The sequence below is a fragment of the Clavibacter rahimiani genome (genome assembly GCF_052654495.1).
On sequence record NZ_CP199790.1, the window covers coordinates 165,064 to 177,258 of the forward strand.

The 12,195-nt window shown below is 73.7% G+C and carries 13 protein-coding genes; 5 read left to right on the forward strand and 8 right to left on the reverse strand.

From position 1 onward, the window contains the following. Positions 1-438 precede the first annotated feature (438 nt). Positions 439-1,269 carry an oxidoreductase gene (locus ACT7CP_RS00800; RefSeq protein ID WP_445442974.1) on the forward strand — a complete coding sequence of 277 codons (831 nt, stop codon included), beginning with the start codon at positions 439-441 and terminating at the stop codon, positions 1,267-1,269. Positions 1,270-1,290: 21 nt separating this feature from the next. On the opposite strand, the gene ACT7CP_RS00805 is transcribed toward ACT7CP_RS00800, so the two are convergent. The 5 genes from ACT7CP_RS00805 to ACT7CP_RS00825 form a co-directional block, all read right to left on the reverse strand. Then, entirely contained in the window at positions 1,291-1,989 is a 699-nt protein-coding gene (locus ACT7CP_RS00805; protein WP_307504921.1) for a potassium channel family protein, read from the reverse strand. Then, positions 1,982-3,346 carry a TrkH family potassium uptake protein gene (locus ACT7CP_RS00810; RefSeq protein WP_445442975.1) on the reverse strand — a complete coding sequence of 455 codons (1,365 nt, stop codon included), beginning with the start codon at positions 3,344-3,346 and terminating at the stop codon, positions 1,982-1,984. Before ACT7CP_RS00810 ends, ACT7CP_RS00805 begins: the two co-directional genes overlap by 8 nt. Positions 3,347-3,419: 73 nt before the next feature. Beyond that, the gene (locus ACT7CP_RS00815; RefSeq protein ID WP_445442976.1) at positions 3,420-3,674 is read right to left on the reverse strand and encodes a hypothetical protein; all 255 of its coding nucleotides are present in this window, start codon (positions 3,672-3,674) and stop codon (positions 3,420-3,422) included. A 71-nt stretch (positions 3,675-3,745) separates the two neighbouring features. Beyond that, a complete protein-coding gene (locus ACT7CP_RS00820) occupies positions 3,746-4,378 on the reverse strand; it encodes a methylated-DNA--[protein]-cysteine S-methyltransferase (RefSeq protein ID WP_445442977.1) in 633 nt (210 codons plus the stop codon). After that, positions 4,375-4,911 carry an RNA polymerase sigma factor gene (locus ACT7CP_RS00825; protein ID WP_445444003.1) on the reverse strand — a complete coding sequence of 179 codons (537 nt, stop codon included), beginning with the start codon at positions 4,909-4,911 and terminating at the stop codon, positions 4,375-4,377. Before ACT7CP_RS00825 ends, ACT7CP_RS00820 begins: the two co-directional genes overlap by 4 nt. Before the next feature lie 368 nt (positions 4,912-5,279). On the opposite strand from ACT7CP_RS00825, the gene ACT7CP_RS00830 reads away from it, so the two are divergent. Next, positions 5,280-6,017, forward strand: a complete 738-nt coding sequence (locus ACT7CP_RS00830) for a response regulator transcription factor (protein WP_445442978.1) — start codon at positions 5,280-5,282, stop codon at positions 6,015-6,017. 271 nt (positions 6,018-6,288) lie between these two features. Beyond that, positions 6,289-7,608, forward strand: coding sequence for a sortase (locus ACT7CP_RS00835; protein ID WP_445442979.1), 1,320 nt, complete (start codon positions 6,289-6,291; stop codon positions 7,606-7,608). A gap of 119 nt (positions 7,609-7,727) precedes the next feature. Here the strand turns inward: ACT7CP_RS00835 and ACT7CP_RS00840 are convergent, their stop codons facing one another. Both ACT7CP_RS00840 and ACT7CP_RS00845 read right to left on the reverse strand, forming a co-directional pair. Then, positions 7,728-8,480 carry a mechanosensitive ion channel family protein gene (locus ACT7CP_RS00840; protein WP_413961998.1) on the reverse strand — a complete coding sequence of 251 codons (753 nt, stop codon included), beginning with the start codon at positions 8,478-8,480 and terminating at the stop codon, positions 7,728-7,730. A 156-nt stretch (positions 8,481-8,636) separates the two neighbouring features. Next, positions 8,637-9,473, reverse strand: a complete 837-nt coding sequence (locus ACT7CP_RS00845; protein ID WP_445442980.1) for a DUF2382 domain-containing protein — start codon at positions 9,471-9,473, stop codon at positions 8,637-8,639. A gap of 222 nt (positions 9,474-9,695) precedes the next feature. Between ACT7CP_RS00845 and ACT7CP_RS00850 the strand changes: the two genes are divergently transcribed. Beyond that, positions 9,696-10,412: a TetR/AcrR family transcriptional regulator C-terminal domain-containing protein gene (locus ACT7CP_RS00850; protein ID WP_445442981.1), complete on the forward strand. Its 717-nt coding sequence runs from the start codon at positions 9,696-9,698 to the stop codon at positions 10,410-10,412. A gap of 4 nt (positions 10,413-10,416) precedes the next feature. On the opposite strand, the gene ACT7CP_RS00855 is transcribed toward ACT7CP_RS00850, so the two are convergent. Beyond that, a complete protein-coding gene (locus ACT7CP_RS00855; RefSeq protein ID WP_445442982.1) occupies positions 10,417-11,346 on the reverse strand; it encodes an NADP-dependent oxidoreductase in 930 nt (309 codons plus the stop codon). A gap of 91 nt (positions 11,347-11,437) precedes the next feature. Here ACT7CP_RS00855 and ACT7CP_RS00860 point away from each other — a divergent pair, with 91 nt between their 5' ends. Next, entirely contained in the window at positions 11,438-11,932 is a 495-nt protein-coding gene (locus ACT7CP_RS00860) for a MarR family winged helix-turn-helix transcriptional regulator (protein WP_445442983.1), read from the forward strand. The last annotated feature ends 263 nt before the right edge of the window (positions 11,933-12,195 follow it).

The window sequence follows — 12,195 nt, forward strand, 5'->3', positions numbered from 1 at the left end:
GCGGCAGGAGCCGCTGGGCCGCATCCTCCCACTGGACGGAAGCAGGGAGATCTCGCAAGGCCCTTGCACGGAGGGGGGTGGTCCGTGATAGTGGACACGAGGCAAGGAGGAGAGACTCCTCGGCTTCAGCCGGCGCTCGTCGCCGGACACGGGATCAACGAGACCACGTCCGCCCGTTCGAGAAAGCCCCCGGCATGAGACCCCGGGGGCTTTCTTCTCGTCCGCGGGCTGCCTGCTGGCCGGATTCCCTCGTCTGCCCCGACGGAAATTGCTTGAGTGCTGTAACAATTCGTGTGCTCGCTTTCGGTGGGGGTGCCGGGTGATCTCCGCGGACATCCGCCCGTCGCCCGCTCCCCGCCGCCCCGCGATGCGCCTAGCCTCGGCAGGGGACGCGCCGCTCGGCCGCGCCCACCGCATCCACGAGGAAGAGGAACGCGCATGACGACCTGGCTGATCACGGGATGCTCCACGGGGCTCGGGCGCGCGTTCGCGGAGGAGGCGCTGTCGCGCGGGAACGACGTCGTCGTCACGGCCCGCGACGCCGCGGCCGTGCAGGACCTCGCCGACCGCTTCCCCGAGCACGCCCTCGCGCTCGACCTCGACGTGACCGACCCCGCGCAGGTGTCGCTCGCCGTCGACGAGGCGACCGCGCGCTTCGGCGGCGTCGACGTGCTCGTGAACAACGCGGGCTACGGCTACCGCGCCGCCGTCGAGGAAGGCGACGAGGCCGACGTCGCGCGCCTGTTCGACACCCAGTTCCACGGCAGCGTCCGCATGATCAAGGCCGTGCTGCCCGGCATGCGCCAGCGCCGCAGCGGCACGATCGTCAACCTCTCGTCGATCGGCGCTGCCCGCACGGGCGCGGGATCCGGTTACTACGGCGCCGTGAAGGCCGCGATCGAGCAGATGACGATGGCGCTCCGCACGGAGCTGGAGCCGCTCGGGATCGTCGCGACGGTCGTCGCGCCCGGGTCCTTCCGCACCGACTTCTCGGGCCGCTCGCTCACGCAGTCGGCCACCGTGATCGACGACTACGCCGAGACCGCCGGCAAGCGCCGCAAGGAGAACGACACGGTCGACGGCACGCAGCCGAACGACCCCGTGCTCGGCGCGCGCGTGCTCGTGGAGGCGGTCGAGGCGGGCGCTCCCTACTACCTGCTCCTCGGCGGCGACGCGATCGAGATCGTCACGGGCGCGCTCGACGACCTGCGCGCCGACATCGACGCCTGGGCCGAGCGGAGCCGGTCGACCGCCTACCCCGAGGGCTGAGCTTCCGAGGGCCGCCCGCGATCACCGGAGCTGGCTGAACGCCTCGACCCGGTCCGGGGCGCCGGCGACGAGGACGATGTCGCCCTCCTGCAGGACCGTGTCGAGGCTCGTGTAGGTCCACCCGGCGGAGGGCCGGTGGAACGCCGTGACGGTGACGCCGTAGGTCGCCCGCACGCGCGTCTCGGACATGGGGATCCCGAGGATCGCGTTCGGCGGGGTGGTCTTCACGATCGCGAAGTCCCGGCTGATCTCGATGTAGTCCTCCATGGCCCCGCGCACCAGGTGGGCGACGCGCTGGCCCATGTCCTTCTCCGGCGACACGATGTGGTGCACCCCGAGCTGGCCCAGGATCTCGCTGTGCGGCTCGCTGACCGCCTTCGCCCAGATGGTCGGGATCCCGAGCTTCAGCAGCAGGGACGCCGTGAGGATGCTGGCCTGCAGGTCGCCGCCGATGGCCACCACGACCCGGTCGAACTCCGGCACGGCGAGCTGCCGGAGCACGTCCTCCTTCGTCGCGTCGGCGCGCACCACGTGCGTGAGCAGGCCGTCGTGGTCCTGCACGACCTCCTCCCGGTCGTCGATGCCGAGCACCTCGACGCCGCTGGCCATGAGCTCCAGGGCGAGCGCGCTGCCGAAGCGGCCGAGGCCGATGACGGCGACGGAGTCCGCCTGCGCTATCCGCGTGGTGGGGGATCGGACGAAGGAGGGGAACCTAGCCAATGACGGGCCTTTCCTGGGGGAGCTCGTAGGTGATGCGGCGCGGGCGCAGGGCGAGCGCCGTCGCGAAGGTGATGGGGCCGAGGCGGCCGATGAACATCAGGACGATGAGGATCAGCTGCCCGGCCGTGGGCAGGTCCGCGGTGATGCCCGTGGACAGGCCGACCGTGCCGAACGCGGAGACGACCTCGAACAGGAGGCGGTCCGTGCTGACGTCGGTGATCAGCATCAGCGTGACGGTGGCGGTGACCACGACCGCGACGGCGAGGAGGACGACGGTGATGGCCTCGCGCTGCACCGAGCGGGGGAGCCGCTTGCCGAGCACGTTGACCGCGCGCTCGCCGCGGAGCTCGGTGACGAGGATGAAGAACAGCACGGCGAAGGTCGTGATCTTGATCCCGCCCGCCGTGCCGCCGGGGCCGCCGCCGATGAGCATCAGGGCGTCCATGCCGAACCAGCTCGCGGGATCCATCGCGCCGATGTCGATGCTGTTGAAGCCGGCCGTGCGGGTCTGCACGGACGTGAAGAACCCGGCGAGGATGCGGCCCGGCCAGTCGAGGGCGCCGAGGGTCCTCGGGTTCGACCACTCGATGGCGGTGATGTAGACGGTGCCGAGGACGAGCAGCGCGAGCGTGCCGGCGAGCACCAGCCGGGTCGTGACGGTCCAGACGCGGGGCAGCGTGAGGTGGCGGCGCAGCTGCACGATCACGGGGAAGCCGAGCCCGCCGACGATGATGGACGCCGCGATGGGCAGGCAGATGAGGGGATCGGTCGCGTAGGACACGAGGTTGTCGCTGAAGAGCGAGAAGCCGGCGTTGTTGAACGACGACACCGAGTGGAACGCCCCCAGCCAGACCGCGCGGCCGAACGGCTCGCCGTAGCCGAGCCAGAAGCGGAGCGCGAGCGCGACGCCGACGAGGGCCTCGGCGACCAGCGTGATCCGCACGACCCCGAGCAGGAGCCCGCGGAGGTCGCCCAGGCCGGTGCTGTGCGCCTCGGCCGCGGCGGTGATCCGCGAGCGCAGCGACATGCGCCGCACGACCGCGAGCCCGATGACGCTGGCGAAGGTCATGATGCCGAACCCGCCGACCTGGATCAGCAGCAGGATGGTCACCTGCCCGAGCGGCGTCCAGTACGTGGCGGTGTCGACGACGACGTGACCGGTGACGCAGACGGCGGACGTCGCCGTGAACAGGGCCTCGATGAAGCTCGCGCCGCCCGGCCCCTGCTTGGCGACGGGGAGCATCAGCACGGCGGTCCCGATGAGGATGACGCCGGCGAACGCGGCGACGATGGCCTGGGCCGGCCGCAGCAGCTGGCGGCGGATGCCGCGGGTGGCCGGTGGCGGGCGCTCGGGCATCCGCTCACCCTACGGTGACGCGGGGTGCCGTCGGCGCCCGCGGGCGGGAGCGGACGGCCTCGTCACCGGCCGTTCACGTCGCCGGTGGCGGGGGCGGGGGCTGCTCGCCGTCGGTCGCCGCGATGTCGCGCTTCCCCGCGGCGGTCCGGATCCCCATGATGAAGAAGGTGATGCCGAGCACCAGGAACGGCAGCCCGGCCACGCGCGTGTCCTCGAGCGTGAGCATCAGCACCAGCCCGAGCATGCCGAACACGATGCCGAGGGTCGTGTTCTGGTCCGGGTCGTCCTCGGTCTCCGCGGGATCGGCCGGCGTCCGCTCGTCGTCCATGGCCCCACGCTAGGCATCGGGGCCGGCGCGCGCGTCCGCCTCACGGGGGACGTCCGCCGGCGCCGCTCGCGTCAGATGCGGCCCTCCAGCTGGAGCAGCGTGGTCTTCGCCGCGAGCCCGCCGATGTAGCCGCCGAGCGTGCCGTCAGAGCGGAGCACGCGGTGGCAGGGGATCACGACGGGCAGCGGGTTCGTCGAGCACGCCGTGCCGACTGCGCGCGTGGCCGCCGGGCTGCCCGCGGTCTCGGCGACCTCGCGGTAGGTGCGCGTGGACCCGTACGGGATGCCGGGCAGCAGCTGCTGCACGCGGTCGCGGAACCCGGTGGAGAGGCGGCGGTCGAGCGGCAGGTCGAAGGAGCGGCGGCGGCCGGCGAAGTACTCGTCGAGCTCACGGGCGGCCCGGTCGAGGCGCTTCGGGGCGCGGAGGATCCGCGGGCCGAGCCGCCGCGCGAGGTCGCCGAGCACGGTGTCGTGGTCCTCCCGGGAGTAGGCGACGCGGATCAGGCCGCGCTCGGTGGCGGCGAGCAGCAGCGGGCCGACGGGGGAGTCGATCGTCGTGAAGCCGACGTCGAGCGCGCCCCGGTCCTCGGCCGCGTCCGCGAGGCGGAGGCGCAGGGCGTCGAGGGCGGGCGCGGTCGGGTCCGTGCGCTCGAGCGCGTCGGCGTCGGCGTCGGGGAAGGGGGTGGTGTCTGCGGGGTCGGTCACGGTCGTCCTCCAGCGGTCGCGGCGGGTGCGGGTGCGGGTGCGGATGAGCGGTCGTTCCCCGGCGGATCCGCGCCCATCGTCCGGCGCAGGCTCGCGACCCCGTCGGCCGCTGCCCGTCGCGCGGCCTCGGGGGTGCCGCCGACGATCGCCGCCACCTCCGCGTACGGCAGCCCGCCGAGGTAGCGGTACGCGACCGCCAGCCGCTGCCGCTCGGGCAGGGCGGCGACCGCGCGCCAGAGGTCCGGGTCGTCGGATCCGGGCACGCCGAGGTCGGACACCCGCTCGGGCACCTCGTCGACGGGGAGCGCGCGGCGGCCGCGGGCGCGGATCGCGTCGAGGGCCTTGCGGTGCGCGATGGTCACGAGCCAGGCCCGCACGTCGGCGCGCGGCCCGAGACGCGGGTAGGCGAGGAGCGCCGACAGGAACGTCTCCGACCACGCGTCCTCCGCGTCCGCGTGCCCGCCGAGCACGGCCCGGCACACGCGGAGCACCACGGCGCCGTGCTCGGTCACGACCCTGTCGAACGGCTGCATCATCTCCACACCGGGTAGACGCCGGGGCGGGGTGATCCGTGAGGTCGGCGTGCGGATCAGTCTCGCGGATCCGCCGCCCGGGCCGGTAGGCGGCCGTCCGCCCAGCGGCGCCCGCCCGCCTGCGGACGCGCCGTGCGCCTCCTCATGGACTCCGATGCTCCGCCCGTGCACTCCGTAGGGACTACCCGTGACGGTCCCCGCGGATGACGCCCCGGCCCTCCCCGGTCGCGAGGATGGGGGAGCGGCCCACCCCCGGCCGCCGCTCCGCGAGGACGCGTCCCCGCGAGGAGGCGCTCCGCGAGGAGCATCCGCCGCCGGCCCGCCCCCACGGGCCGGCGGCGGCACCCGCCCAATGGAAGAGGATCCGCATGACCGGCACCGTGAGCCCCGCCGCCCGCGACGACGAGGAGGCCCTGCCCGGCCCCGCTCCCCGGGCGCTCCGTGTGTTCGTGGTCGACGAGGAGGCGCCCATCACGCAGCTCCTGTCGCTCGCGCTGCGGATGGAGGGCTGGGAGGTGCGCGTCTTCGCCACCGGCCGGGCCGCGATCGACGCCGCCGTCGAGGCCGCGCCCGACGCGATCCTGCTCGACATGATGCTGCCCGACGTCTCGGGCGTGGAGGTCGTGGCGGAGCTGCGCCGCGCGGGCGTCGCGTCGCCCGTGCTGTTCCTCACCGGGCGCGACTCGCTCGAGGACCGGCTCGCCGCGTTCGGCGCGGGCGCCGACGACTACGTCACCAAGCCGTTCGGGCTCGAGGAGGTCGTCGACACGCTCCGCGTGCTCTTCCGCCGCCGCGGCCTGGCGCCGGCCCTCGTCACCGCGGGCGACCTCGTGCTCGACCCGGTGTCCGGCGAGGCGTGGCTCGCGGGCGTGCCGCTGGACCTGGATCCGATGGACCTCGTCGTCGTGCGCGCGCTCGCCGAGGAGCCGACGCGACGCCTCCCCCGACGCGAGCTCGTGCACCGGCTGACCGACGCGGGCCACGGCCTCGTCCCGCCGCGCGCGCTCCTCGACCTGCCGTCCGTGACGGGTCGAGCGGTCGGCCGCGACCAGGCCGTGCTCGTCGCGGTCGCGGGCGACGACCTCGTGCTGGCGCCCGTCGTCTGACGCCGGACGGCTCCGGATCCCGGGAGTCGGCCCCTCGGACCCCCAGTGCGGGGGCCGATCCCGCGTGTCACCCGCGCAACTCCGGGCCCCAGGCGTCCCACGCGTCACACCGCCCCAGATATTTCCCCAGGTGAGTACCGGGAATCCCTACAGTCGGCGGTGGGGAGCAGATCCTCCCCCGGCGTTCCCGAGACCCCGGAGCGCAGTCCCACTCCCGCACGGCCGCAGCGCAGCACGATGCGGACGGGCGGTCGGCACCACTGGAGATGTCATGACCCGTCCCACCCCCGCCGCCGGCCGCGGCCGGTCCTTCCGCCGCGCAGCCGCGGGCGCCTGCCTCTCGGCGTCGCTCGTGATCCTGCCCCTCGCGATGGCGCCCGCCGCCCACGCCGAGACCGTCCCCGTCGCGCCCGTCGCCGAGGCGACCCCGGCCGCGGAGGCGCCCACCGCCGCGCCGACCCCCGTCGCCACCCCGACCCCGGCCGTCGAGGCCCCGGCCGAGGACGCGACCCCGACGCCCGCGCCCACCGAGGTCCCCGAGGAGACCGCACCCGTCGCCGACGCGCCGGTCGAGACCGCGCCGGCCCCGGCTCCCGGCACCGCGACCCCCGGCGCGCCCACGACCGGCCTCCCGACGCTCGAGCCGACCGCGCCCGTCGTCGAGCTGCCCTTCACCTGGACCACGCCGGACCGCGGCGTCGCCCTGCCGATCAACGAGGCCGTGCCGTTCGCCGGCACCGGCACCGCGGGCAGCATCGTCACCGCCAGCTACTTCAACGCCGTGGGCGTCGAGTCGATCGCCGGCATCGGCATCGTCGGCGCGGACGGCACGTACGCGTTCCCCGCGAGCTTCACCGAGCTGCTGCAGGACTCGAGGACCGCGAGCGTCACCCTCACGCAGGTCGGCCTCGACCTCACGATCAAGGGCGAGATCCGCGGCCTGGTGCGCTTCGCCGAGGCACCCGTCGGCCCGTTCGTCCGCGCCGCGGCGTCGTTCTCCACCATCTCGCCGATCTCCGTCACCGAGGCCACCAGCATCCTCGGCGGGCTGAAGGTCACCGCGACCGGCTACCTCCGCTACGAGGCCGTCGAGGTCACGGTCACCGCGCCCGACGGCCGCGTGATCCAGCTCAGCGACGCGAACGGCGGCGTCGGCGTCGGGACCCGCTCGCTGAAGGACCTCGTGCGCGCCGATGTCGACGGCACCTTCGCGCAGCCGATCATCCTGTTCGGCGACGTCCAGCCGGGCACCTACCGGGTGTCCGTCGCGGGCCTCGAGTCGGGCCTCACGCAGGGGGGCACCGTCGAGCTCACCGGCGCGGACGTGGGCGGACCGGTCATCCCGGGCCTGCCCACGCTGCCCGGCACGCCCACCCCGGCGCCGACCGCGCCCTCGATCGAGCCCGCGGGCACCGCCCCGAAGCCGATCCACAAGCCGACCCAGAAGCCGGCCGCGCACCACGACGACACGCTGCCCGTCACGGGCACCGACGGCGCCGCGGCCCTCGGGCTCGGCGGCATCGGCGCGCTGCTGGCGCTCGTCGGCGCGGGCGCCGTCGTCGCCCGCCGCCGCCTGCGCTCCGCGGAGTAGCGGCACGGCACCACCCGCACCACGCACGACGACGGCCGGACCCCCGAGGGGATCCGGCCGTCGTCGCGTGCGGGTCGCGTCCCGGCCGCAGAGAGCGGCGACGGGAGCGCGGGGTGGGACTAGGCGCGGCGGGGGCGCGAGGAGTCCTGCGCCTTCTGCTGCGCCTGCTTGGCCTGCTGCTGCACGCTCGGGGCGTTCTGCGCGTGCTGCTGGATCTTCGGGGCCTCCTCCTCGGCCTTCGTCAGCATGGCCTCCCACCGGGCCTGCATCGGCTTGATGAGGCCGCCGCCGGCACCGACGATGATCACGCCGGCGATGATCGCGAGCACGGCGATGAGGATCGGGGTGGTGACGGTCGTCGCGACCTCGATCTGGTTGAGGGCCGCGGTCACGCCGAGGAACAGGATGAACACGGCGACGATGTTGCCGAGGAGCTTCCCGTAGGAGAGGCCGCCCAGGGTGTTCTGGATGAGGCCCTTGGCGCCGGCGGCGATGGCCGACGCGATGACCACGATGATGATCGCGACGATGATCTTCGGCAGGAAGCCGATGATGCCCTGGAGCAGGTCGCTCACCGGGTTCGGCCCGAAGACGCCGAAGGCGAACTGCAGGACGAACAGCACGAGCGTGTAGTACACGATCTTCGCGACGATGTCGGAGGCGTCGAGCTTGGACCCGGCGAGGGCCTTCTTGATGCCGCCGCGCTCGACCAGGCGGTCGAAGCCGACCTTCTCGAGCAGCTTGTCGAGGGCCTTCGAGATGAGCTTCGCGACGATCAGGCCGACGATCAGGATGAGCAGGAAGAGCAGGGCGAGGGGCACGAACGCGATGACCGCGGCGAGCCCGTCCTGCAGTACGGCGGGGAAGTCCATGGGGTGGCCCTTTCAGGGTCGGGTGGGCCGACGCGGGGCGTCGGCGGTGGTGGTGCGGGTGGTGCGGTGGTGCTCAGCCGGGCGGAGCTGCGGGATCCGCCCGACCGATGCCGGGACGACCGGCGGTCGTCCCGGCATCGGGGTGGTGCGGGCGGGTCAGCGGCGGGTGGTGCCGTCCGTGTCGCCGTCGACCTCGATCTCCTCGTGGCGGACGTCCTCGGTGACGGTGCGCTCGTCGGTCACGGTCTCCGTGCCGAGCTTCACGCGCTCGACGGGGACGGTCTCCATCTGGACGACGGGGCGCTCCTCGGTGAGGACGACCTCGTGCTCCTCGTCGGAGAGGTCGGGCCCGGAGGTCGCGGCGCCGACGTTCGCGTCGGTGATGGGCTCGCGCTCGAGGCGGACCTCCTCGTGGCTGACGGGGACGGTCACGGTCTGCTGCTCGGTGACGACGTGCTTGCGGAGGCGGGCGCGGCCCGTCTGGACGCGCTCGGTGCCGACGTGGAGCTGCTCCTCGGAGCGGGTCATGGCGTCGTCGGTGGTGGGGCCGGAGGTGTCGTGGCCGACCACGCCGTCGCGGTCACGGTCGCGGTCGACTCCGCGGTCGCCGTCGACGCCCGCGTGCTCGTCCTGGTCGAACAGGCCCTGCGTGCCGGTGCCCGTGGTGGTGCTGGTGGATCCGCCGCCGAGGCCGTAGTGCGCGTAGAGGGCGTCCTCCTCCTGCTCGCTCAGGGCGCCGTCGGCGTCGACGCGCGGGGCGTCCTTCACCTTCGCCTTGTCGTAGCGGACCGTGAGGGTCTCGCGATCCCAGTCCGCGCCCTCGAGCGGGACGAAGGACTCGGACGTGCCGAAGAGGCCCGTCTTGACGGTGGCCCAGAGGGGCGCGTTCGTGTCGGGGTCGACGTAGACCTGGCCGACGGATCCGATCTTGTCGCCGTCCGTGTCGTGCACGGTGGCGCCGACGATGCTGCCGATGTCGCGGGAGTCGATCATGGTGATGCTCCTGTTCCCCGGCGTGGTGGCCGGAGGGTCGAGGGTGGTGGCGTCCGAGGCGGTGTCCGCGACCCGGGTCGGCGGGCAGCCGTCTCATCTGGCTTACGGTGTAAGCGCGATTCTGACCTTACGCCGTAAGGCGCGCTACCGTGAACCCCTCGGATGCGATCGTCTCCAGCACCGCGCTGCCCGGACCGCGCACCCGTCAGGGAGGCATCCGCCGTGGCCGCACGCGACAGGACCAGCAGGACGGGCCAGGCCGCCGCCAAGCTCAGCCGCGAGCTCATCGTCGAGACCGCGCTCGGGCAGATCGACCGCTCGGGCACGCAGGGCCTGTCGATGCGGTCGCTCGCGCAGGAGCTCGGCGTGGAGGCCATGTCCCTCTACCGCTACGTCCACGGCAAGGAGGACCTGCTCGAGGGCATCGTGGCCTCGCTGATGGGGCACCTCACCGCGCGCCTCGACGAGGCGCAGGGGGAGCACTGGCAGGCGTTCCTCCAGACGGTCGCGCACGAGGTGCGCCGGATCGCGACCGACCACCCGAAGGCGTTCCCGCTCGTGGCGACCCGGCACCCGGCCGCGCCCTGGCTGCGGCCGCCGCTCCGCAGCGTGGAGGTCGTCGACCGGTTCCTCACCGCGCTGACCCGCAACGGCTTCACGGATCCGCAGGCGGTCAACGCCTACCGCGCGTTCAGCAGCTTCCTGCTCGGCCAGCTGCTCCTGCAGTCCGTGGTGCGCGGCGCGGAGGCGGGCCCCGCCGAGGAGCCGCTCGACGAGGGCGGCGCGGCCATCCCCGAGGGCGACGGCAACATGACCCTCGACTCCGCGCCCGAGGTGCGCCGCCTCCGCGAGCTGCTCAGCGAGGACCGCAGCGACGAGGAGTTCGAGGTCTCGCTCGAGGCGCTCCTCGACCGGCTCGACCGCGAGCTCTCGCAGTAGCGGATCAGGGCAGGACGATCACCTTCCCGGCGATGCGCCCCGCCTCGGCCTCCGCGTGCAGCGCGAGGAGCTCGTCGAGCGCGATGCGCCGCGTGACCTCCACCGTCAGCGCGCCGGCGTCGACGAGCGCCACCAGCTCCGCGAGCCGCTCCCGGTCCGGCCGGACGAACACGGTGGCCGCCCGCACGCCGCGCGCGTCGTCGCCGGGGGTCGCCATGAAGGCCGTCGTGCTCACCACGGCGCCGCCGTCGCGCACCGCGGCGACGTAGGACGCGAAGGTCTCCGGCGCGATCGGCGCCAGGTTGAGCAGCACGTCGACCTGGCCGTCGAGCGCGCCGAGCAGGTCGGTCGTCGTGTGGTCGACGACCTGGTCCGCTCCGGCGGCGCGCACGGCCGCCTCGCTGCGGGGGCTGGCGGTCGCGATCACGTGCACGCCGAGGCGCTTCGCGAGCTGGACGGCGTACTTGCCGACCACGCCGCCGGCACCGACGACCAGCACGCGCTGGCCCCGCTCGAGGCGGCCGTCGTCGACGAGGGCCTGCCACGCGGTCAGCGCGACCGACGGCAGGGCGGCCGCGTCGGCCAGCGGGATGCTCGTCGGCGCCGCGACCACGGCCTCAGCCGGCGCGACGACCAGCTCGGCGGCGGCGCCGTCGCGCTCCATCGGGAGGAAGGCGATGACCGCGTCGCCCACCGCGACGCCCGTCACGCCCTCGCCGACCGCGTCCACGGTGCCCGCGACGTCGTAGCCGGGGATGTGCGGGAGCTGGATCGGGATGGGCAGGAAGCCGCCCCGCATGCCGGCGTCCGCCGCGCTGTACGCCGACGCGGCGACGCGGATCCGCACCTGCCCGGCACCCGGCTCGGGTGCCGCGACGTCGACGACGTGGAGGACCTCGGGTCCGCCGATCTCCTGGAACTGCACTGCCTTCATGGTCTTCCCCTTCGCATTGTGCTTCGAGTTCGAAGCAATGACATGACGCTAACACTGCTTCGAATGCGAAGCAACACCTAGGATGGGATCCATGACGGATGCCCCCCGATCCCTGACGCCGACGCAGCTCGGCGCCTACCTCGCCTTCACGGAGGTCGGCAGCCTGCTGCGCCCCGCGGTCGAGGCGCAGCTCCGCGACGCGGGCGGCCTCAGCTACGTCCAGTTCCAGCTGCTCGCGCGGCTCGGCGACGCGCCGGACGGCCACCTGCGCATGACCGACCTCGCCGATGGCGTCGTCTACAGCCGCAGCGGCCTCACCTACCAGGCGCAGCTCCTCGAGCAGCGCGGCCTCGTCACCCGCTCGCCGTCGCCGGACGACGAGCGCAGCACCGTGGTCGCCCTCACCGACGCGGGCCGCGAGGTGCTCGCCGCCGTGTTCCCCGGGCACATCCAGACCGTGCACGGGCTCCTCTTCGCGCCGCTGTCGGACGCCGACGCCGGCCACCTCGCGCGGATCCTCGGCCGCGTCACCGAGCACCTGCGCGCCGCGCCACCGCGGTCCGCGTCGCGCCGCCGGAGTCGGTGACGGTGCTAGCACCCCGCACCCCGCACCCCGCACCGCGACAGCGGAAATCCCAAGGGCGACTCCATCCGGCGCCCGGTGCCAAGGCCATAAGGGTGCCGCCCTTCTCCTATGGGCGACAGCGCTCGTAAGCGCCAGAGTCATTCGACGTAGCGGTGGTAGCGGGCCCGCTTGTCCGCGGGGAAACAGAAGCGCCGGTCTGCAGTCTCCCGGTCCTAAGTCACATTCGGGCATCAACTGCCGCCATGAGCACGGCAAAGGTCCCG